Below are 20,808 nucleotides of genomic sequence, written 5' to 3' on the forward strand. Positions count from 1 at the left end.
AAAGGTCGCCATGAGTAAGTCATGAATCCGAAAATGAGAACAGCGTAAGAAAAAGGTCGTCATAGAACAGTTATGGAGCCGAAAATAAGTGCAGCAGCAAGAGAAAGTTCGCCATGAGTAAGTCATGAATCCGAAAATGAGAACAGCGTGAAGAAAAAGGTCGCCATAGAGCAGTCATGGAGCCGAAAATAAGTGCAGCAGCAAGAGAAAGGTCGCCATGAGTAAGTCATGAATCCGAAAATGAGAACAGCATGAAGAATAAGGTCATCATAGAGCAGTCATGGAGCCGAAAATAAGTGCAGCAGCAAGAGAAAGGTCGCCATTAGTAAGTCTTGAAGCCGAAAATGAGAGCAGCGTGAAAAAGTTGCTGGAATGAAGATGAAACAGAGAGCAGCATCAAAATATATCAACATATCTTGCAGACTAAAATTCCAATCTTCTAAATTGCCAGGTAAATGTATTCAGTTCCTTCTATATTAATAGTATAATAATATACATATATTTCTATTTTCGGACGGCAGTATTTCAGTGAGTCAAACAGGGGGAATATGATGGCGAAGATTATGCAGATATCAGACGAACTGAAGGATTGGATTACAGGTGCGCTAAAAAATGAAGTGAGTCCGATTTCACTTGCGAATGCGCTGATCAAGAAGGGGTTCGATAGCCGGTTTGCTTATGAGACTTTATTTAAAATTGTTGGAAATGAAGCAATTGGGACGACAGAAGGGCAGCAGATTCGATATAATTATGAAGTACCCGAAATAGGCAGGAAGGGGAACATCCTGCATGCCGGTGACAGGGAAGTCAAAGTCCTTTCCAGGAATGAAAAGCCGTTTGTTCTCCATTTGGACTCTGTGCTCAGCTCAGAAGAATGTGATGAGCTTATCAGTCTTTCGAGGAGCAGCCTGCAGCCATCCCGTGTGGTGGATACAGGTTCTGGGGAAGAACGGGCAGGCTCCGGCAGAACAAGCAGGAGCATGGCTTTCCGCTTCAGGGAAAATAAGCTGGTCGAAAGAATTGAAAAGAGAATCGCCGCATTGACGGGTTATCCGGCAGAAAATGGTGAAGGCCTTCAGATTCTAAACTATGGATTGGGTGAGGAATATAAGCCTCATTTTGATTTCTTCCCTCCCCATATGGTGGATAGCAGCAAAGGCGGGCAGCGGGTTGGCACTTTCCTAATCTATTTGAACGATGTGTCTGAGGGCGGTGAAACCGTCTTTTCAAAAGCCGGACTCTCGATAGTTCCCAAAAAGGGGTCGGCCATTTACTTTCATTATGCCAATCAGCAAGGGCAGCTGGACCGGCTGTCAGTCCATAGCAGTCTTCCCGTCAAAAAGGGAGAAAAATGGGCAGCAACCAAATGGATAAGGGAAAGTAATATTTACCAGCGCGTTTAAAGTAAACTCAAAAGGAAGTTTGATCAGGTGAAACTCATCAACAAACTATTCTCAAAGCAAAAAACATCTTCAATAGAATTTTGCCAGCGGAATCTGGATGAATTTTTAAAAGAAGAAAACTTATCTGAATTTAATCAATTCTTGAGCCGGAAGAATATTAACTATAAAGAATACGAATGCCAGAGTAAATGCAAAGAATGCAGGCAATCTCCCTATGCAGTAGTGGACGGAAAACTGATTGCAGCTGAGAATTCGAATGAATTATTGATAAAACTGAAGGAAGAAGTAAAGAAATAAAAGGAATCGGAGCAATCCGATTCCTTTTTTCATACAATATTCAAATAATTGTTTGAATAATTTCGCAGGCGGGGTATAATTTATTCAAATGAATGTTTGAATAATAAGGGGAGATCAGAATGGGCTCTAAAGATACATGCGATATTTACTGCTTTGATGAAGAAAAAGTGAACCGCATTCAGGGGGACTTGGGAAAGGAAAACCTTTCGGGAGCTGCCCAATTATTTAAGGCTTTAGCGGATGAGAACAGGGCGAAAATTTCATATGCACTAAGCCGGGACGAAGAGCTGTGTGTCTGTGATATTGCCAATATTATTGGCGCAACAGTGGCAACGGCATCCCACCATTTGCGCACTTTGCATAAGCAGGGGATTGTTAAGTTCCGGAAAGAAGGGAAGCTGGCCTTTTATTCATTGGATGATGATCATATCAAACAATTAATAATGATTGCGCTTGAACACGGAAGTGAGGTGAAAACCAATGTCTGAACAAGCTGGAATTGCGGAGAAAGAGACGGTAACCTACCGTGTTCAGGGCTTTTCCTGAGCAGGCTGTGCCAAGACGTTCGAAGAGAACGTGAAACGCCTGGATGGCGTTTTAGATGCGAATGTGAATTTTGGAGCTTCCAAAATAACTGTCACAGGAACAGCTTCAATGAAGGCGGTCGAAAAAGCCGGTGCCTTCGAAAATCTGAAGCTGCGCGCAGAGAAGGAAAAAGCGGTGGAGCGCGAGCCATTCTGGAAGCAGAAATCCAACTATAAAGTATATATTTCATCCTTAATTCTTGTTACCAGCTGGTTTTTGAGCGAACAGTATGGAGAGAATCATTTATATCCGATTACTGGGTATGCAGCAGCAATTATCATAGGCGGTTATACTTTATTCCTGAAAGGCTTCAAAAACCTGGCAAGATTGAACTTTGACATGAGCACCCTGATGACGATCGCCATTATTGGAGCAGCGATTATTGGTGAGTGGGGAGAAGGAGCAATGGTTGTCATCCTCTTTGCCATTAGTGAAGCCCTTGAGCGTTTCTCAATGGAAAAAGCACGCCAGTCCATTGAATCACTGATGGACATTGCCCCTAATGAAGCATTAATCAAACGGGGAAATGAAGAAATGCGGATTCATGTGGATGATATTCAGGTTGGCGACATCATGATTGTGAAGCCGGGTGAAAAATTGGCCATGGATGGTGTGGTCATTAAAGGAACCTCTTCCCTGAATCAGGCAGCGATTACAGGAGAGAGCGTGCCCGCAGTTAAGAATGCAGGTGATGGGGTTTATGCAGGTACATTAAATGAAGAGGGACTGCTTGAGGTAGAAGTCACAAAGCTTGCTGAAGACACCACTATTGCCAAGATCATTCATTTAGTAGAAGAAGCACAGGCGGAAAAAGCGCCATCCCAGCAGTTTGTCGACAAGTTTGCCAGGTATTATACGCCTGCCATCATTGTTTTAGCATTTTTAATAGCCGTGATTCCTCCGCTGTTTGGCGGGAATTGGAACGAGTGGATTTACCAGGGGCTTGCCGCTCTGGTTGTCGGCTGTCCGTGCGCACTTGTCGTGTCTACACCGGTAGCGGTCGTTACAGCCATTGGAAATGCAGCTAGAAACGGTGTTCTTATTAAAGGCGGAATCCACCTGGAGGAAACTGGGGCGCTTAAATCGATTGCATTTGATAAGACAGGCACTTTAACAAAAGGTGTTCCTGCCGTTACAGACATGATCACTATTAATGAAAACGGAAAACAGCTGCTGCAAATCGCTGCTGCCATAGAGAAAGGGTCACAGCATCCCCTAGCCTCTGCCATCATGAAAAAAGCAGAAGAAACAGGCGCAGATTTTACTGGGCTCGACACAGAGGAATTTACCTCTATTACTGGAAAGGGAGTAAAAGCCACAATAAATGGTGTCCTTTATTATGCTGGCAGCCCTAATTTGTTTGAAGAGCTTCATAACGGCATGGAAAGCAATATTCAAAAGCAGATTGCAGATCTGCAGACCCAGGGTAAAACGGTTATGATTCTCGGAACAGCAAGCGAAATTCTGCTTTTAATAGCTGTTGCAGATGAAATAAGGGATCATTCGAAAACGGTCATCAGCAAACTGAATGATATGGGAATTAAAACCGTCATGCTGACAGGCGACAATCAGAGAACGGCATTAGAGATCGGAAAGCAAGCCGGAGTTTCAGAGATTAAAGCAGATTTGCTGCCGCAGGATAAACTGGCTTTTATAAAAGATCTGCGTGCATCCCATCAAAGTGTGGCAATGGTCGGGGATGGGGTCAATGATGCGCCTGCCCTTGCTGCTGCGTCTGTTGGGATTGCCATGGGCGGTGCCGGAACCGATACTGCCCTCGAAACAGCAGATATTGCGCTAATGTCAGATGACTTGAGCAAATTGCCTTATACGATTAAACTCAGCCAAAAAGCGTTGAGGATCATCAAGCAGAACATTACGTTCTCACTTGGAATCAAGGCGATTGCCATACTGCTGGTTATTCCGGGCTGGCTGACCTTATGGATTGCCATTTTCGCGGACATGGGAGCAACCCTGCTGGTCACCTTGAATAGTCTGCGGCTTCTCAAAATAAAAAAATGAAGATATTGAGAGTGATGCTTTCGTGCATGACTCTTTTTTTGCGGTATATTTGGCTTGAATGATGATTTATCTGCCTGCAAAAAAAGAAGGAGCATTATTGCTCCTTCCCTGCACCAAGCTCTTCTGCTAATTCCATAATCGCTTTGTTGATTCTCCAGATGAAATAAAGGTGATGAATTAAATCACGCTGGGATTGCTGCCTTGTTGGCGCCAATCGTTCAATCAGTTCTCTTTCCCGGTCCAGACTATAAACAAGAGTACCATCTCCACTTTCTTTAATCAGATCCATTAATGTTTCAATATTTAATTCCAGTTTCTCCTCAATCCTTATGAACACATCGACCAGTTCATCGGGATAGTCGAATCCTTTCCGGTAGGAGGAAGCCACCAGATGTCTGGCATAGTAATTAATGGCTGAAAACATGGTGATCCACCTGTTAACGTCAGTATGGCGCGGAGATCCGGGTTTCTTTATCAGTGATTGCGCTTCAACGTTTATGGTTTTCAGCTTTTGATCCAATAAGAAGCCTTTGCCTGAAAGCTCCTTCACATTCACATCTTCCCGGAAGCTTCGCACATACGCCGTAACATACGGTTTCAGTTCTTGCAGGTAATCATTGAGCGTATCGGTCACTTTGTCCTTCGTTTTCTTTGGAAAAATAAATAGAGAAACGCCGAATGCAATGCCGGCACCGGCAATGGTATCGATCACCCTCGCACTGATAAGGGAGAATGAAATTCCGCCAAGTAAAAGATCATACATAAATGCGACCAGCATTGTAATAAACATGCTCATTAATGTATAAGACACTTCAAATAAATAAAAAGAGAAGAAAACCGCTGCAAAAATGAGCGTGATTTCCAGTACAGAATGCCCGCTGACCACTCTGGCAAGCGTAAATCCAATCACTGCCCCTAAAATCGTTCCAACTGAGCGCTGAAAACCTTTTGTATATATGCGCCCGATTGACTCGGTTCCGAGTAATACGATAAAGGCGGTCAAAAGAACCCAGTATGGCTGGTCAGGCGAAAGAATCTGCCCGGCTATGATGGATATGATGGCAGCAGTCAATGCCTGAAACGCCTTTTTGGTGGAAGGTTTTATGCTCTTATCCTCTGTAGATGTTTCTTCTCCATCCGGTGTCTCTTCAGCTGCCTTTATTTCATTGTCTTTTACTTTATGAAGAGCCTGCTGTATGGTTATGCCACCCTCAATGACATGGTTTGCAAGGGACTCAATCCGCCTGATTAAGTAAAGCCATCCTGCCGGTTTGTCTTCCCTGTTGAACAAATCCATTATCAGCAGGCGAAGAGCCTGTACAGCAAGCTCTGCTTCACGGAGATTTTGTTCTTCATATTTATGTGCAAGAACTTCAGCGTCACGCAGAGAGCGGGTGACCCATACCAGAAGGTTTCTTAGCTCATCAATGTCAAGGGCATTCGCTTTTTTTAAGCTCCGGATGGAATCAGTCAGGGTTTCAATCAGCATTCCCGTATCAAAGATATATAATCTCAGCTGAGAAGGGGTCAGCCCGGGCCACAATTTTTGTACATCATCCTCATTGATATACTCAGACACGATTACAGCATAATCCCTGAGCTTCAGCACGTTTCTCCGCAATTCTTCCCGCTGATGAGCAGTCATGCTCTTTTCCTGAATCCCCTCAATTAAGAGATTGAATGTTAAATTACTTTGGAAATGAAAGGAGCGGATGCTTCTTTTCAGATTTTTCGAGGTGTTCTGAAAAAGGATGAAATTAAACAGGAAAGCATACGAGATCCCAATCCAGATGCCGAAGTAAAAGGAGGGAAGCTCACTGCCCGATAATTTCAGAATAGATGAGAAATAAAGAGTCATGAATCCGATCATGCATAATGAAAAATAGCGAACCCCAAAGCGGGTTAAGTAAAAACTTAAGAATATTATTAGAGCCATTGAAATATCGGTAAAGATTGTGCTTTCTGCCAGCAGTGCACCGATCGATATCCCCGCTATAGCTGAAAATCCCAGCAAGCCGGTTGTGAGCATTTTCCCTTTTTTAGAGTCATCCATCACAATCATGATGCCAAGCATGCCGGCCATTCCGGAAACAATTGCCGGAGTAAGGGCACCAGCGGCATCGGCACCAGCCAATTTCATAAGAAATAAAGTTGTAAAGACTGACGCCATTAAACTTAATGTAGCCCGTCCGGCTTTTTGAAATCGGATAAGTCCGGGGTCGGATGCCAGCATGCGTCCGAGCCACCTGTGTTTAGTTTGCAGCTGCTTCATTGTTTCACCAATCTTTTTTAGAGAGTTAAAATGTATTTTACCATTCGTACTTTTATTATCCAAATGAACCAACTTAAGCAATTTCTGATTTTTTGGTTTAAAAACAGAACAAATGTTCTATAATAGGGTATGGAGGGATTTATTATGCCGCTAAAAGATAGAGGAAAAATAAAATGGCAGCCTGCTCACTTCATGCCGGAACATCGGGCGATGCTAAAGAATTTGGAAAGGGAACAACTGGCGCAAAGCAAGCCCCAAATTGATGAATACGAATTGGAGGAGTTTGAAAACAAAATTCATTATGCAATGGAATTTGCTTATCAGTTGAAAGTAAAAGTCTGGAGGGACGGATTTTTCCGCGAGTATAAAGGGAGAATAAACAGACTGGATGGCATAAGCAGAAAGATCTATATGGAATTGGAGAGCGGGGATCTTGAGAAGATCAGCTTTGACGAAATAGCCGGGGCAGTAGTGGAAGAATGAATAATCTTTGTTAGATGGTGAAAAGCTATTTGAAAAATGACCAATAGGAGCTGTTTATGTATAAGCTGAAGCCGCTAAAGCTCAAAACAGAAAAATTTGATAAGGGCCAAAAGCTGACCTCTGCGGAAATGGGTAAGCTGTGGGCAACGTATATGGGGAATAGCATGTCAGCAAATATTCTGCGCTATTTCCTTAAGCATGTTGAAGACAAAGATATTAAATTTGTCCTCCAAAACGGGCTTTATTTAAGTGAATCTTTTTTGAATGATATATCAGCTATTTTAGAACAGGAAGATTTTCCGATTCCCATAGGCTTTACAGACAAGGATGTTAATCTTGATGCTCCAAGACTGTTTGAAGACGAATTTTTTTTGCATTACATAAAATATGCAGCCAAGGCGGGATTAAGCCTGTACGGGGTCGCAATACCTTTAGTTATGAGGGAAGATGTTCTTGATTTTTTTATGAGTGCATCAACGACAACTGGGGAGCTTCTGGTACAGATCAACAAGGTGTTAATCGAAAAGGGCTTGCTCATAAAGCCTCCCTGGCTGCGTGTGCCTAATAAAGTGAAATTTATAGAAAATCCAAGTTATTTTAAAGGTTTTTTAGGAGAGGTGCGGCCATTGCATGCACTCGAAATAACACATTTATACGATAATATAGAAAATAACGTCACCAGCAAAGCGCTCTTAATCGGCTTTTCACAGGTAGCAAAAGATGTAAAGGTACAAAACCTGCTAATAAAAGGATTGGAGATAACAGAAAAAACAGTCGACCAGTTGAGAGAAAAGCTTCATAAAGAGAATTTGCCGTCTCCCTCGGTATTAGACCATTTAGTTACAGATTCTGCATTTGCTCCTTTTTCCGATAAATTGATGCTGTTCCATAAGGCAGACATGTTCTCCATGAAAATCAGATCATTTGCCAATTCGGCTGCTGTTAATGGAAGACGGGATCTGGCTCTTCTTTATGCTAAGTCTATCATGAAAGTAACTGCATTTTCAGAAGACGCTGGGAATTTAATGATTCAGAAAAGCTGGCTTGAACAGCCTCCTCACGCGGAGAATAACTCTATGGGGAATTAGTTTAATATTGCAGCAGACTCGGGGAACTCTCCCCGGGTTTTTATATTGACCGCAAAACCTGCATAATTTTCAATTTTTAGATATAATGGAGGAAAGGAGTGAGCGGTATATTACATCAAACATTTTTTCGTTATAAGGGGACTTATCAATGAATGAATTGTTAACGGATTTAATTGAGGATATGCAAAAGTCTAACGGAGGCCATATTCTTTACCACTATGATGACATGGATTGCTATATCCAAAATGCGGTCTCCTACATAACTGCCGGTATAAGATGCGGCGGACATGTCTTGTTTGTGGATAATGACCGCCATTATTTTCATATTGATAAAGAATTAACTAATTTGTTAGGAAAAGAGGAATTAAGCAGGGTTCACTTTATGAATAATTATGATTTTTATTACACCAACGGTAATTTTAATCCTGATACAGTGTTCAGTTTTTTTCTTAAAAACATTCAGCCTTATTTAGATAGAAGCCATAAGATATTTACATGGGGTCTGGTCGAATGGGGAAATGTGAAGGACTACATTCCATTAGTGGAACAATATGAAAAGAATATAGACAAAGCCATTGCTCAGCAGGGCCTGATTTCCCTGTGTGCCTATGATAACTGCAGCACCCCTCTGGAATTAAAGGAAAGTCTGCTGCGCTGTCATGATGTGCTTATAACAGATAAAGAGTATAAATACCTTTAAAATAATTGCAGGAGAAACCGATGGAAAAGATTACTTTTCAAGATATTTATAAACCGGGACATACAGTTCTCGAAAATGAACTATTTATTCACAACCATAACCCTGACATGCTCCTTCAGTATGACAGCAATTTTATTTCCTTTAAAAGAATGCCTTCCGTTCAGGAGTTTGAGGAGGCGCATCAGTATCTGCGGGATTTTCATCAGAAATATGGCCAAAAGCATGTTAGATTTTATTTTCCGGATGACGAGGAGCTTTCTGAAGAGCTTTTGGCGTACTTTCAGAAAGATGAGGATTATACAATTGGCTTCTTAGAGTTATTTGCCATCCTTCCGGGTGATTTTCCGGAAGTCCATGTAAAGGAAGAAATCATAGTGGAAAATGTTACGGATGAAACATGGAATGATTATTTGGAATTTCAGTATGAGCATGATTCGGTCTATGGGGTAAATTTTGCAGAGAAAAAGAAGGCACAGCATCTTAGAAATTACAGAGATAAAAGCATTCAGCAGTTTATTGCATTTTATAAGGGGAAAGCTGCCGGTTCAGTTGATGTCATAATTAAAGAACGAACAGCTGAAATTGATGGATTGATGGTCCATGAGGAATTTCAGAAAAAAGGCATCGGCAGCCGCCTGCAGAAATCAGTGATGGATCAGTTTAAGGATAGAACAATCATTCTTGTCGCTGATGGAGATGATACCCCAAAAGAAATGTACCGCAGGCAAAATTACCTGTATTTAGGAAAGCAGTATAACCTATTAAAAGTATACGAATAAAGGGAGAACCTGGTTCTTATGGAGCCAGGTTTTTTTGTGTGAATAGAACATTGTTTCACTTAAAAAGATACAAATACTATTGATTTCCCACTAAAATACGAATTTTTTGTCGAAAAAACCCATGAAATTAAGAAGAAAATAATATTTTAAACGTAACAGTGTTATGTTACAATCAAATTAACAGAAAGGAGTCCTGGAATTGAGCGATGAATTAATTTCTAAAAAAGAGGTATTGGATTTAACGGGTATTTCATATGGCCAGCTTTACCGATGGAAAAGGAAGAACCTGATACCTGAGGATTGGTTTGTCCGTAAATCAACTTTTACAGGACAGGAGACATTTTTTCCAAAAGAAAAAATTCTCGAACGGGTTGAAAAGGTGCAGAAGATGAAGGATAGTCTCTCATTGGATGAGCTTGCTGATTTGTTTTCACTAAGTGCTTCAAATCTAAAGCTGACAAAAGAGAGTCTAAATGAAAAAGGAATCGTTTCTGAGCCTGTTATGAATATCTTTCTTGAAACACAGGGGGAAATGAACGAATTCAATTATCATGAAGTCCTGAAGCTTTATATTCTTTCCAACTTGCTGGAAGCGGGGGATATCCATATGGAGGAAGGGAAGATGCTTCTTCAGCTGCTGAATGATCATCAAAAAATACTGCAGCAGCCAAAGGCTGTGATTTGCTTCATACGAAAACTCGGGATATCCAGCTGTCTGGTTTCAATGAGCGGGGAAGGGGTCCTTCTTGAAAAAGGAACAAAATTGGCTGCCTCTATATCGATAGAGCAGTGTGCAGAAGAATTAAAATCTAAATTGACTTAGGAGGAATTGCGTTGGAAACGAAAGCACTGGGGAACTTAATCATTAATGGAGTTGGATCGGTTAATGGCGGAGCTTTTCATAAAGTTGAGATCAATGGTAAGGGAACAGTAAATAATGACATAGAATGTGAGAAATTCAATTGCAATGGCACCGGCACAATCCATGGAAACGTAAAAACCGAAAAAGGAAAAATCAGCGGTGCAGCCAAGATACATGGTGCAGTTAAAGCTGAAACCTTATCGGTCAATGGCTCTGCCTCCATTTCAGAAGCTGTCCTGTGCCAAAAGCTTGAGGTAGCCGGCAGCTCCTCTATCGGAGGCCCTGCAAAAAGTGATGAAATGGTAATAAACGGGAAAGCGAAAATTGCAGGAGACTGTGAAGCAGAGGTTTTCCGTGCAGAAGGGGCATTTAAGATAGAAGGTTTGCTGAATGCCGAAACAATTGATATTAAACTATTTGGAGAAAGTAAAGCGAAAGAGATTGGCGGAAGAGTCATAAAAGTAGCACAGCATAGAGAAAGCCTGTTCAAATTGATTAAATCAATCTTCCCCCTCAAGCTTGAGGCAGAATTAATTGAAGGGGATGACATCGAACTCGAGGGCACCTCAGCTCTGGTCGTCAGAGGGAAAAATGTCAAGATCGGCAAAAATTGCGAAATTGGACTTGTGGAATACTCTGGTGAGTACGAGTGTTCACCAGATTCTGAGGTAAAGGAATCACGGTTAATATAGAAAGTTGAAACCTAACTGACTGGTTAGGTTTTTTTGCTGTTTTTGAAAAGAAATTAGTTTGGACGTTATCACTGTTTATTGTTACCATTAAGAGGCCCGAGTTTTGCTATCCCCCGGGGATATAAAGGCTGTCCTTCCAATGCATAAAAGGAGTTTGTATTTTTTTTATGAACAAAAAATCAATCCGGATCGTTTTTATGATTTTGATATCAGTCATTTTTTTATCCTATGCAGTTTACGTTAATGCCACCCCAGGTATTAATGATTTCACGCTTCTTACGGTTATAGGCATCATTGGAGTTATTCTTTCCTTAATAAGTACATATCAAAAAGCACAGTGGTTATCGTTCATTTTTACGGCACTTCCGCTAAACCTTCCTTTTTTGTCTATTCTATCCCGGATTCGAATACATTCTTTAAGATTGCTTTATTCTCTCCAGCTGCTATATATATCATTCGTCTTGTTGAAGCAGGATGGAACAGAGAAAATAAAATAAATCATTACACTTGACTTAAAAGCGATTAATTGTACAATTAGCCTGTTCTCGAGCATAATGTACAAATTCAAAAAAATATACTTTATTATTCATCGGAAAAATAAATAAAATTTTTTATAATGTAAGCGCTTCAATGGGTTGAAGTTTTCAGAAGACTTTGATAAGATTTAAAAAACCGAAAAGGCTATGTGTAACTGGCGAGACGCGGATAACCGCGGGGGAGCACATAGTGTCGAAGCCGTTCGCCTGGGCAGAGGTAAGGGATTCTACCCTTGCCTCTTTCTGTTTAAAATCTGACAAAGTTAGTTGAAAAGGGGAGAATCGAGTGAGTATCATGACTTTAGACAAAGTGCAGACCATTAAAACACTAAATGCCATTGCGCCAAGCGGTCTGGAAGTGTTTAACAAGGATTATTTTACTATTGATAATGAAAGCGACAATCCTGATGCGATTGTTCTTCGCAGCTTTAATATGCATTCAATGGAATTTGGGGATCAATTAAGAGCAATCGCCCGTGCGGGTGCAGGCGTGAATAATATCCCGGTGGAGAAATGCACTGAGCAGGGAATTGTCGTGTTTAATACACCTGGTGCTAATGCGAATGCTGTTAAAGAAATGGTGCTTACTTGCTTAATGGCGTCATCACGGAATCTTTTTGCCGGCATCGCCTGGACGAAAACGCTGAAAGGTGAAGGAGAACAGATCCCTAAGCTTGTAGAAGCAGGGAAGAAGCAATTTGTCGGGAAAGAAATTAAAGGCAAAACACTCGGCGTCATCGGGTTAGGAGCAATCGGGGCACTTGTGGCCAATGATGCACTTGAACTTGATATGGATGTTATTGGCTTTGATCCATTCATTTCTGTCGATACGGCCTGGAATCTGTCCCGCAATGTACAGCGTGCCATGAGCATTGAGCAGGTGTTTGCAGAATCTGATTACATCACTGTCCATGTTCCGTTAACCGATGATACAAGGGAAATGTTCAATGAAGCTGCGTTTGGTATGATGAAAAAGGGTGTTCACATTCTCAATTTCTCACGCGGAGAGCTTGTGAATGAAGCTGATATGACAGCTGCCCTTGAAAGCGGAAAAGTGGGCAAATATATTACAGATTTCCCAAATGAGAATATCCTGAAAATGAAAAACGCAGTGGCCATTCCGCACCTTGGTGCATCAACAAAAGAATCAGAGGAAAACTGCGCAGTCATGGCAGCAAGACAGGTGAAGCACTTCCTTGAAACAGGCAATGTCAAAAACTCAGTGAATTTCCCAAATGCTGCGCTTCCTTACACCGGCAAGCGGCGTGTTACTGCTTTTCATAAAAACATTCCAAACATGGTCGGCCAAATCACCCTTGCCATTTCAAGCTACCAGCTTAACATCGCAGACATGGTGAACCGCAGCCGCGGTGAATATGCGTATACCATGATTGATATCGACAATAAAGTCAATGGCGATGTGATTCCTGGATTGCTTGAACAGATTAATCAGATTGAAGGCATTATCACATCACGGGTTATATAAAAATGCAGCCTCAATTCCGCCGGGATTGAGGCTTTTTTGTATCTGCACAGTATAGTTTCGTCGATGCTAAGAATAAACTGATAAAAATTTAAATCCCCCGTATCTTTTTGCTTTCTTATCCCGTTATAGAGGCAGAGATGTATTAAAGGAGTGAGCAGGTTTATGAAGCATGGGAAAGTTCAGGCTGAATCAAGTAATACCTTCAAGCAGAGGGAAAGCTGTATGGCAGATATCTATCCTTCACTGCAGAGATATAGCCGGTTTCTTGCACAAAACCGCTGGGATGGGGACGATCTGGCTCATGAAGCAATCGTCCGCGCCTATAAAAATTATGCCCCTGAGAAAATTAATCAGGCGCTTTTAAAGAAGATTGTTTACAATTGCTGGATTGACACTCTTCGAAATAGAAAGCGGGAGCAGCTGGAGGAGTCCCCTGAAGGTGAAAAGAGGAATTCCAGCTCGACTGAAGGAGAAGCAGTCAGCCATCTAATAAATCGGCTGACCGCAAAGCAGGCCGTTATTTTTACAATGAAGGAAGGGTTCCGATACAAAACAAAAGAAATTGCAGATATTCTTCAGACTACTGAATTTGCAGTGAAGTCCACGCTGAACCGTGCACGGAAGCGGCTTCAGCATCCGGTTGAAGATAAGTCTTTAGAAGCTTTTGCAAATGAGGAGGAAGAAAAGCTTTTTCAACTGTTGCATCATTCAGTGGCATCAGAGGACCCATCCATCCTTATAAAGTCGATTCCTTTCCTGCAATCTCTGGAAAGCCATGCGAAGAAGCCTGTTCTGCGTGTTTCATCTCCTTCTAATACTCTCTGTATGGCGGCATAGATCCGCAAAGAACAGGAGGGATACAGATGACAGCAATACCATATGTCATTGAGCAGTCCAGCAGGGGAGAACGCTCCTACGATATTTACTCACGGCTTTTGAAAGACCGAATTATCATGATTGGTGAAGAAATCAATGATTCCGTTGCCAATAGTGTGATTGCGCAGCTGCTATTTCTTGCAGCGGAATCCCCTGATAAGGATATTTCGCTTTATATTAATAGTCCTGGCGGTTCTACAACTGCAGGGTTTGCCATCTTTGACACCATCCAATATATAAAGCCAGATGTCCGGACGATTTGCACAGGAATGGCAGCATCCTTTGGAGCGATGCTTCTGCTTGCAGGGAAAAAGGGCAAGCGCTACAGTCTGCCGAACAGTGAGATCATGATTCACCAGCCGCTTGGAGGAGCAAGAGGGCAGGCTACTGAAATCGAAATTTCGGCGAAGAGGATTTTAAAACTGAGGGAGCACATAAATGGAATAATTGCAGATAGAACCGGCCAGCCAGCAGAAAAAGTAGCACGGGACACGGACCGCGATTACTTCATGACAGCCGAAGAAGCAAAGGAATACGGGATTATCGATGAAATAATTTATAAAAGCTAGATAAATAGAAAAAGCAGCCGTTGGAGGCTGCTTTTTTGAGTTTGATCATTTTTCAACAGAGTAGTACTCGTCAATCGCACGAAGCCAATTAACACGAGCAATATGCCCGGCCTTTTCTCTGTCTTTTTGTTCAAATGCTTTTAATATATCTTCATGTTCTTGAATGGAACGTTCTTTTAAAATAATGGTTTTATTATAGTATAGCCGCATGACATGAGCCTGCAGCATGGAAGCTGTATTCGAAATATATGGATTTTCTGCAAGGTCAATAATGATATTATGAAACTTCTCATCCTTTTTCAAAGCTGTGAAGGTATCTCCTGCCATTAAAGCTTTAGCGAATTTATGGTTAATATCCCGAAGAATATTAATGGTTTCCTGGCTGACAACAGGTGCGGCCAGTTCAGCTGCAAGCGCCTGCAGCACACCTAAAGGAGGCAGGATCTTGCTGATATCTTCAGGGTTCACTGAAGTAACTTGAGTTCCTACACCCGGAAACATTTCGACAAATCCCTGAACATTTAGCAGCTGAAGCGCTTCTCTGATAGGCGTTCGGCTGACTCCTAATGCTTTGGCAAGATCAGCGTCATTCAATTTTTCCTTCGGCTGAAGTGTGCCGTCAATAATCCACTCCTGGATTTGGGAGAAGGCGCGATCTTTAGCGGATATACGGGTAGGTGATGAATAATTGGAGGGTATCGGCATAGCTGTAACCACCTTTTCATATCTTGCAATTTTGCTAGGATTTTAAAGTTATTTCCAATAGATATATATTTAGTATATAGAAGAAACTTGAAAAATTCAATATATCGCATGATTCGACAAAAAGTTTTATGCGATATATTGCATAACCATTTTGAATATGTTATCTTGAGTTATGCAATATATTACTAGCGTGAAAAAATAAAAATATTACAGTGCTATAATTTTTCAGAAGATTTAAATTTAATAGACTGTTAGTATTGTATAACTTATCCACATTAATAGGAGGAAATGAAATGAACAGCAAAATACCATTATCATATATTGTGACAGTTGGTTTTATGCTCTTTGCCTTATTTTTCGGGGCAGGAAACTTAATTTTCCCTGCAATGCTTGGCCAGTCGGCAGGTACAAATGTATGGTCAGCGAATGCGGGCTTCATTATTACAGGCGTAGGCTTGCCGCTCCTGGGAATAATGGCTTTGGGCTTTTCGGGAAAAAGTGATCTTCAATCATTGGCAAGCCGTGTAAATCCAGTGTTCGGACTAGCTTTTACAGTAGCCCTATACTTATCAATTGGACCGCTTTTTGCCATACCGAGAACAGCTACAGTTTCATTCGAGATCGGCATTAAGCCTTATCTATCAGAAGGAAGTAGTTCAATCGGCTTAATTATAACTTCAATTATCTTCTTTGGAATTACAGCATTTTTCTCTTTGAACTCTTCAAAGATTGTTGATATTGTAGGAAAATATCTAACACCAATTCTTTTAATTGTAATTGCCGTTTTGATCGGTGCTGCATTCATTAATCCAATGGGTGCATTCCAGGCTCCGACTGAAGCTTATTTGAACGGTGCGTTCTTTAAAGGTTTCCAGGAAGGTTATCTGACAATGGATGCTCTTGCAGCATTTGTATTTGGTATCATTGTCGTAAATGCAGTAAAGGAAAAAGGCGCTGCAACCAAAAAAGATATTATGGTATCCATTGCTAAAGCAGGTTTAATTGCTTCAGGTCTTTTAGCACTTATTTATACATCGCTTTCCTTTATTGGAGCGTCAAGTGTCAGCGGTCTGGGAGCATTGGATAATGGCGGTGCTGTTCTATCAGGTGCGTCTTCACATTACTTTGGCTCCTTAGGTGCACTGCTTTTAAGTGTTATTGTATTTGGTGCATGTTTGACTACCAGCATCGGTCTGATTACAGCTTGTTCTTCATACTTCAATAAATTGATGCCAAAAGTGTCTTACAAAATGTTTGTAATTGTTTTATCCATTTTCAGTACAATTTTTGCCAACTTTGGATTAAGTGAACTGATTGCCATTTCCGTACCTGTATTGGTTGGAATCTATCCATTAGCAATTGCACTGATGGCTCTTACATTCCTTCATCCGATTTTCAAAGGAAGGAAAGAAGTTTATCAGGGAAGCATGCTTTTCACCTTCGTGGTAAGTTTGTTTGATGGTTTAAATGCAGCAGGCATTACATTCGCGCCAATCAATGACCTATTTACTGCTATTCTCCCTTTATATGATGTTGGATTAGGGTGGATCATCCCATCCTTAGCAGGTGGTATTATTGGTCTTGGTGTTGCTGCCATAAAGGGCGGCAGCCAGTCAAATTCTTCTGATGCGAAGAAAGCTGCATAATAAGTGCGACCTCCAGTTTTTAGCTGGAGGTTTTTTGTGGAATTGCGAATCACGAATGTTAAATAGTATTATTGGACTAAATGTTCGTTTTTAGGTTGCGTTCAAACGAATTATTTGTTATATTAGCAAAGTAAATTATGAATTTAATCACTCGTATATGCTCGGTAATATGGTCTGAGCGTTTCTACCTGGTTCCCATTGAAAGAACCGGACTACGGGTTAAAGTATAGAAAAGCTGTATACTATTGCAGCTGCTTTAACTCTATGGTCTGGAAGGTAGAAATCATTCTGCTTTTTTCAGGCCTTTTTCTATTACCAGCCCTGCGGGTACATCAGACAACAGGAGAAGGGGAGAACATAATATGAAAAAGAAATTAGCATCAATCGCTGCAGTTGCAGTCATGTCTGTATCTATGCTTGCAGGGTGCACTTCAGCACCAAAATTTGAAACAGAGGCAGAAGGAGCCCAAAAACCAATCCTTATCCAAGGGCCAATGCCGATTGAGGCAGAAAAATTTGCCCAGCGATTAGACAAGGTTAAAATTGAAAAATCAGGGAACTTTGTTTTCTATAAAGGAAAATTGGACAAGTATCCAGTCATCGTTGCAAAGACAGGTAAGGGCATGGAAAATACAGCAGCCGCTACCGCGATCGCTATTGAAAAATATGATCCTGCTGCCATCATCAATCAGGGAACTTCAGGCGGCCATGATCCGAGCTTGAATGTGTATGATATTGTATTAGGCGAAAGAACAGTCAATATCGGATCTATGAAAACTGGGAATTTGGAAAAAGGAGAAGGAATCGAACCAACCAATTGGATTCCGATGGACCTGATGGCTTCTGAAGGAAGTGCAGGGGAAGACCCTAATGCGGAAAAGATCCGCTACTTTGAAGGCGATGAAGATCTGCTGGCCGCAGCCAAAGCTGTAAAAGATAAGTATACAAAAGGTAAAGTAGTTGAAGGAACGATTGGTTCTGCAGACCTTTGGAACAATGAAGTAGACCGCATCAACTGGTTCCACGAAAACTACGAAACATCCGTGGAAGAAATGGAAGGTGCCGCAGCAGCGCAGATTGCAGGAGCATATGATGTTCCATTCATGGGAATTCGCGTCCTCTCCAATAACAAGACAAACGGGGGCAAATACGATCCCAATACTGCAGCAGCAAACCAGGATTATGTATATGAAGTTGTGAAGCAGTATATTAAAGAGGTTAAGGGTAAATAATTAGAAATCGGTAATTGGAGTTGTAAGGGATTCGGACACTATTAGCGGAAATCTAGGGTTTAGAGTCAGAACCTGATCTACCTTTGGACACAAAGGGCGAAAATTCAGTTTTCTAAGTCCGAATTCCGGCACAAATTCAGCCATAACCTGCCACCAAAATAATAAGTCAAAAAAAGAGTCTTCCCCCAGCGGGAAGACTCTTTTTTTATGCTTCTAACCAGGTCTGCGACCATTTTTCTATTTCTTTCATTAACGGCTCCATCGCAAGGCCTTTTTCTGTTAGGGAATATTCAATCCTTACAGGAGTTTCAGGGTAGACATTGCGTTTTACGACTCCCTCATTTTCCAGGTCTTTTAGCCGGTCTGAAAGAACTTTGCCGCTTATCCCGATAGAGGATTCGATGCTGCAGAACCGCTGTGGCCCGTTAAGCAACTGATAGATGATCAATCCGGTCCAGCGCTGGCTCAAGATGCCGATGGCTTTTTCGAATCTTGGACATATTAGTGATTTCTCCATCCTTATCACTCCTTGTTTACTTATTATAAGTATAAACCAAAAATTATTAAATAACTAATAATAAAATAATTACTTGACGACACTAAATTTAAATAATATACTAACTTACATAAAGTAAGTAACTAACGCAATTAACCAAGGAGGAATCAACATGAACAAAAACGAATTAGGCCAGTTCATTCTGCGTGCTATTTTAGGATTTATTTTCTTTATTCATGGATTATCAAAATTTCAGGGAGGCATCAGCAATACAGCCGGTTTCTTCGACAGTATTGGCATTCCTGGCTTTATGGCTTATATTGTCGCCGTGGTCGAGCTGGCAGGGGGCATAGCGCTTATTTTGGGCATCGGCACAAGAATAGTTTCAGTGTTATTTGCTGTTATCATGCTGGTAGCTATCTTTACTGCTAAATTGCCCCTAGGTCTTTTAGGGAATGGCCAAATGGCCGGGTATGAATTGGATGTAATTCTGCTTGCCGCATCGATTTATTTTGTTTTAGCGAAGGAATCACCGCTGTCACTTGGGAGCAAGTTACAATCAACGGCAAAATAACAGGAGGAGTAAACTAATATGAACTTTCATCAAAAACCGATTACCTTTGTTGCGCAGGTTAATATCAAGGTTCAGGATCTGCAGCGGTCCCTTGCATTCTATCAAGACGTAATCGGATTTAAAGTGCTAACTCAAACAGATAGAGCTGCCGAGCTTACTGCTGATGGCAAAACAGCATTGCTTACGATCGAACAGCCTGAAAACGCTGAACCTAAAATGGGAAGAACAACTGGTTTGTATCATTTCGCTCTGCTGCTGCCAAAGCGCACAGATTTGGCTAAAATCGTTCGCCATTTCGTTGAGAAAGGGATTCAAATCGGTTCCTCTGATCACCTTGTCAGTGAGGCGCTCTATTTGTCTGATCCGGATGGCAATGGCATAGAAATATATATTGACCGCAGCCCCTCGGATTGGACTTGGAAGAATGGGGAAGTCATGATGACCGTCGACCCGCTGGACTTTCCTGACCTGCTTTCCATAGGGCAGCAGCAGTCATGGAAGGGCTTGCCCGCTGAAACGGTCATGGGACATATTCATTTACATGTGGCTGAAATGGCGAATACCGAGAAATTTTACACAGAGGGACTTGGGTTTGAAGTGGTCTGCCGATATGGCAGTCAGGCATTATTCATTTCAAGTGGAAAATACCATCATCACATTGGGTTGAATACATGGAATGGGGTTGGAGCTCCGAAGCCTTCAGAAAATAGTGCGGGTCTTCAATCCTTCAAGCTCATTTATGAAAACGAAGCAGCAATAGATCAGGCAGTAGAAAATCTGAAAAGTCTTGGCGCGCCTGCAGCAGTAGAAAATAACCAGGTGATTACGAAGGACCCTTCAGGAAATCGAATTATTTTAGGAGTTTAAATAAGGTGGTGTGAGTCATGGGTTTTTTAGCTAAACTATTTGGAAAAAAATCTAAGGAGGCAGAAACAATGAGCGAAAAATTAAACATCGGAATTATTTTAGGAAGCACACGTCAGGGGAGAGTCAGCCCACAGGTCGGTTCATGGGTAAAAGAAATTGCTGATAAACGCGGGGATGCCAATTATGAGATTGTAGATATAGCAGATTTCAAATTGCCATTCTTAGGTGAAGCGGATTCGCCAGGAATTGCAGCATGGAATGAAAAGATTAACAGTCTGGATGGATTCATCTTCATTGTTCAGGAATACAACCACAGTATTACAGGGGCGTTAAAAAATGCACTTGATCTGGCCCGTGAACCTTGGAATAATAAAGCCGCTGGAATTGTAAGCTATGGGTCAACAGGCGGGGCGCGGGCTGCTGAACATCTGCGCGGGATTATGGGAGAATTAATGATCGCTGATGTCCGCACACATCCAACCTTATCCTTATTTACTGATTTTGAAAATGGCACAGTATTTAAACCTCAAGATCTTCATCTCAATAATGTGAACGCAATGATGGACCAGGTGATTACCTGGAGCGGGGCATTAAAAACCATTAGATAAAGCAAAAGCAGAACCCTCGAGGTTCTGCTT

Annotated in this window: 21 protein-coding genes and 2 riboswitches; of the genes, 18 read left to right on the top strand and 3 right to left on the bottom strand. The window is 41.5% G+C overall.

Going from position 1 to position 20,808, the window contains the following annotated elements; translation table 11 throughout:
- Positions 1 to 551: 551 nt before the first annotated feature.
- From AC6CHU_RS25005 to AC6CHU_RS25020, 4 genes are all read left to right on the top strand, one after another.
- Positions 552 to 1,403, top strand: a complete 852-nt coding sequence (locus AC6CHU_RS25005) for a 2OG-Fe(II) oxygenase (RefSeq protein ID WP_498123085.1) — start codon at positions 552 to 554, stop codon at positions 1,401 to 1,403.
- Positions 1,404 to 1,430: 27 nt separating this feature from the next.
- Complete coding sequence (locus AC6CHU_RS25010; protein WP_159862924.1) at positions 1,431 to 1,700, top strand: DUF1450 domain-containing protein; 270 nt, start codon at positions 1,431 to 1,433, stop codon at positions 1,698 to 1,700.
- 119 nt (positions 1,701 to 1,819) lie between these two features.
- The gene (locus tag AC6CHU_RS25015) at positions 1,820 to 2,188 is read left to right on the top strand and encodes an ArsR/SmtB family transcription factor (RefSeq protein WP_159862925.1); all 369 of its coding nucleotides are present in this window, start codon (positions 1,820 to 1,822) and stop codon (positions 2,186 to 2,188) included.
- On the top strand, positions 2,181 to 4,307 hold the full coding sequence (locus tag AC6CHU_RS25020) for a heavy metal translocating P-type ATPase (RefSeq protein ID WP_159862926.1): 2,127 nt from the start codon (positions 2,181 to 2,183) through the stop codon (positions 4,305 to 4,307). The genes AC6CHU_RS25015 and AC6CHU_RS25020 overlap by 8 nt, the downstream gene beginning before the upstream one ends.
- A gap of 94 nt (positions 4,308 to 4,401) precedes the next feature.
- Here the strand turns inward: AC6CHU_RS25020 and AC6CHU_RS25025 are convergent, their stop codons facing one another.
- Positions 4,402 to 6,579, bottom strand: a complete 2,178-nt coding sequence (locus tag AC6CHU_RS25025) for an FUSC family protein (protein ID WP_498123088.1) — start codon at positions 6,577 to 6,579, stop codon at positions 4,402 to 4,404.
- 144 nt (positions 6,580 to 6,723) lie between these two features.
- Between AC6CHU_RS25025 and AC6CHU_RS25030 the strand changes: the two genes are divergently transcribed.
- From AC6CHU_RS25030 to clpP, 9 genes are all read left to right on the top strand, one after another.
- On the top strand, positions 6,724 to 7,062 hold the full coding sequence (locus AC6CHU_RS25030; protein WP_159862927.1) for a YolD-like family protein: 339 nt from the start codon (positions 6,724 to 6,726) through the stop codon (positions 7,060 to 7,062).
- Between the two features lie 56 nt (positions 7,063 to 7,118).
- A complete protein-coding gene (locus AC6CHU_RS25035; protein ID WP_159862928.1) occupies positions 7,119 to 8,150 on the top strand; it encodes a DUF3231 family protein in 1,032 nt (343 codons plus the stop codon).
- A gap of 148 nt (positions 8,151 to 8,298) precedes the next feature.
- On the top strand, positions 8,299 to 8,850 hold the full coding sequence (locus AC6CHU_RS25040) for an MEDS domain-containing protein (protein ID WP_498123090.1): 552 nt from the start codon (positions 8,299 to 8,301) through the stop codon (positions 8,848 to 8,850).
- Between the two features lie 20 nt (positions 8,851 to 8,870).
- Complete coding sequence (locus tag AC6CHU_RS25045) at positions 8,871 to 9,629, top strand: GNAT family N-acetyltransferase (protein WP_498123091.1); 759 nt, start codon at positions 8,871 to 8,873, stop codon at positions 9,627 to 9,629.
- Positions 9,630 to 9,828: 199 nt separating this feature from the next.
- Positions 9,829 to 10,452, top strand: a complete 624-nt coding sequence (locus AC6CHU_RS25050; protein ID WP_498123092.1) for a YhbD family protein — start codon at positions 9,829 to 9,831, stop codon at positions 10,450 to 10,452.
- Between the two features lie 11 nt (positions 10,453 to 10,463).
- Entirely contained in the window at positions 10,464 to 11,183 is a 720-nt protein-coding gene (locus AC6CHU_RS25055; protein WP_498123093.1) for a polymer-forming cytoskeletal protein, read from the top strand.
- Between the two features lie 677 nt (positions 11,184 to 11,860).
- Positions 11,861 to 11,939: riboswitch (ZMP/ZTP riboswitch) on the top strand.
- A gap of 66 nt (positions 11,940 to 12,005) precedes the next feature.
- A complete protein-coding gene (locus tag AC6CHU_RS25060) occupies positions 12,006 to 13,205 on the top strand; it encodes a phosphoglycerate dehydrogenase (protein WP_159862933.1) in 1,200 nt (399 codons plus the stop codon).
- Positions 13,206 to 13,367: 162 nt separating this feature from the next.
- The gene (locus AC6CHU_RS25065) at positions 13,368 to 14,042 is read left to right on the top strand and encodes a sigma-70 family RNA polymerase sigma factor (RefSeq protein WP_159862934.1); all 675 of its coding nucleotides are present in this window, start codon (positions 13,368 to 13,370) and stop codon (positions 14,040 to 14,042) included.
- 26 nt (positions 14,043 to 14,068) lie between these two features.
- Positions 14,069 to 14,650, top strand: a complete 582-nt coding sequence (clpP, locus tag AC6CHU_RS25070; protein ID WP_159862935.1) for an ATP-dependent Clp endopeptidase proteolytic subunit ClpP — start codon at positions 14,069 to 14,071, stop codon at positions 14,648 to 14,650.
- Positions 14,651 to 14,695: 45 nt separating this feature from the next.
- Here the strand turns inward: clpP and AC6CHU_RS25075 are convergent, their stop codons facing one another.
- Positions 14,696 to 15,355 (bottom strand): GntR family transcriptional regulator, encoded by a 660-nt coding sequence (locus AC6CHU_RS25075; RefSeq protein ID WP_159862936.1) that lies wholly within the window; start codon positions 15,353 to 15,355, stop codon positions 14,696 to 14,698.
- A 293-nt stretch (positions 15,356 to 15,648) separates the two neighbouring features.
- Between AC6CHU_RS25075 and brnQ the strand changes: the two genes are divergently transcribed.
- Together brnQ and AC6CHU_RS25085 are read left to right on the top strand one after the other, a co-directional pair.
- Positions 15,649 to 17,001 carry a branched-chain amino acid transport system II carrier protein gene (gene brnQ, locus AC6CHU_RS25080; RefSeq protein WP_159862937.1) on the top strand — a complete coding sequence of 451 codons (1,353 nt, stop codon included), beginning with the start codon at positions 15,649 to 15,651 and terminating at the stop codon, positions 16,999 to 17,001.
- 131 nt (positions 17,002 to 17,132) lie between these two features.
- Positions 17,133 to 17,236, top strand: a riboswitch (purine riboswitch).
- 127 nt (positions 17,237 to 17,363) lie between these two features.
- Positions 17,364 to 18,233, top strand: a complete 870-nt coding sequence (locus AC6CHU_RS25085; RefSeq protein ID WP_159862938.1) for a 5'-methylthioadenosine/S-adenosylhomocysteine nucleosidase — start codon at positions 17,364 to 17,366, stop codon at positions 18,231 to 18,233.
- Positions 18,234 to 18,438: 205 nt separating this feature from the next.
- Here AC6CHU_RS25085 and AC6CHU_RS25090 read toward each other — a convergent pair whose 3' ends face one another.
- Positions 18,439 to 18,750, bottom strand: a complete 312-nt coding sequence (locus AC6CHU_RS25090; protein WP_159862939.1) for a winged helix-turn-helix transcriptional regulator — start codon at positions 18,748 to 18,750, stop codon at positions 18,439 to 18,441.
- Between the two features lie 151 nt (positions 18,751 to 18,901).
- On the opposite strand from AC6CHU_RS25090, the gene AC6CHU_RS25095 reads away from it, so the two are divergent.
- From AC6CHU_RS25095 to AC6CHU_RS25105, 3 genes are read left to right on the top strand one after another with little or no spacing between them, the layout of a single operon-like run.
- On the top strand, positions 18,902 to 19,303 hold the full coding sequence (locus tag AC6CHU_RS25095; RefSeq protein WP_159862940.1) for a DoxX family protein: 402 nt from the start codon (positions 18,902 to 18,904) through the stop codon (positions 19,301 to 19,303).
- A gap of 18 nt (positions 19,304 to 19,321) precedes the next feature.
- Complete coding sequence (locus AC6CHU_RS25100) at positions 19,322 to 20,170, top strand: VOC family protein (protein ID WP_251284429.1); 849 nt, start codon at positions 19,322 to 19,324, stop codon at positions 20,168 to 20,170.
- Between the two features lie 17 nt (positions 20,171 to 20,187).
- The gene (locus AC6CHU_RS25105; protein ID WP_159862942.1) at positions 20,188 to 20,778 is read left to right on the top strand and encodes an NADPH-dependent FMN reductase; all 591 of its coding nucleotides are present in this window, start codon (positions 20,188 to 20,190) and stop codon (positions 20,776 to 20,778) included.
- Positions 20,779 to 20,808 lie beyond the last annotated feature (30 nt).

This window comes from Cytobacillus sp. GQ23, assembly GCF_059758675.1.

What these genes read in the sequence shown, in the direction of transcription:
- AC6CHU_RS25105 (WP_159862942.1), top strand. Translation starts at nt 20,188, where the DNA reads ATGGGTTTTTTAGCTAAACTATTTGGAAAAAAATCTAAGGAGGCAGAA.
- AC6CHU_RS25100 (WP_251284429.1), top strand. Translation starts at nt 19,322, where the DNA reads ATGAACTTTCATCAAAAACCGATTACCTTTGTTGCGCAGGTTAATATC.
- AC6CHU_RS25095 (WP_159862940.1), top strand. Translation starts at nt 18,902, where the DNA reads ATGAACAAAAACGAATTAGGCCAGTTCATTCTGCGTGCTATTTTAGGA.
- AC6CHU_RS25025 (WP_498123088.1), bottom strand. Translation starts at nt 6,579, where the DNA reads ATGAAGCAGCTGCAAACTAAACACAGGTGGCTCGGACGCATGCTGGCA.
- AC6CHU_RS25035 (WP_159862928.1), top strand. Translation starts at nt 7,119, where the DNA reads ATGTATAAGCTGAAGCCGCTAAAGCTCAAAACAGAAAAATTTGATAAG.
- AC6CHU_RS25090 (WP_159862939.1), bottom strand. Translation starts at nt 18,750, where the DNA reads ATGGAGAAATCACTAATATGTCCAAGATTCGAAAAAGCCATCGGCATC.
- clpP (WP_159862935.1), top strand. Translation starts at nt 14,069, where the DNA reads ATGACAGCAATACCATATGTCATTGAGCAGTCCAGCAGGGGAGAACGC.
- AC6CHU_RS25040 (WP_498123090.1), top strand. Translation starts at nt 8,299, where the DNA reads ATGAATGAATTGTTAACGGATTTAATTGAGGATATGCAAAAGTCTAAC.
- AC6CHU_RS25015 (WP_159862925.1), top strand. Translation starts at nt 1,820, where the DNA reads ATGGGCTCTAAAGATACATGCGATATTTACTGCTTTGATGAAGAAAAA.
- AC6CHU_RS25005 (WP_498123085.1), top strand. Translation starts at nt 552, where the DNA reads ATGGCGAAGATTATGCAGATATCAGACGAACTGAAGGATTGGATTACA.
- AC6CHU_RS25065 (WP_159862934.1), top strand. Translation starts at nt 13,368, where the DNA reads ATGAAGCATGGGAAAGTTCAGGCTGAATCAAGTAATACCTTCAAGCAG.
- AC6CHU_RS25045 (WP_498123091.1), top strand. Translation starts at nt 8,871, where the DNA reads ATGGAAAAGATTACTTTTCAAGATATTTATAAACCGGGACATACAGTT.
- AC6CHU_RS25085 (WP_159862938.1), top strand. Translation starts at nt 17,364, where the DNA reads ATGAAAAAGAAATTAGCATCAATCGCTGCAGTTGCAGTCATGTCTGTA.
- brnQ (WP_159862937.1), top strand. Translation starts at nt 15,649, where the DNA reads ATGAACAGCAAAATACCATTATCATATATTGTGACAGTTGGTTTTATG.
- AC6CHU_RS25075 (WP_159862936.1), bottom strand. Translation starts at nt 15,355, where the DNA reads ATGCCGATACCCTCCAATTATTCATCACCTACCCGTATATCCGCTAAA.
- AC6CHU_RS25030 (WP_159862927.1), top strand. Translation starts at nt 6,724, where the DNA reads ATGCCGCTAAAAGATAGAGGAAAAATAAAATGGCAGCCTGCTCACTTC.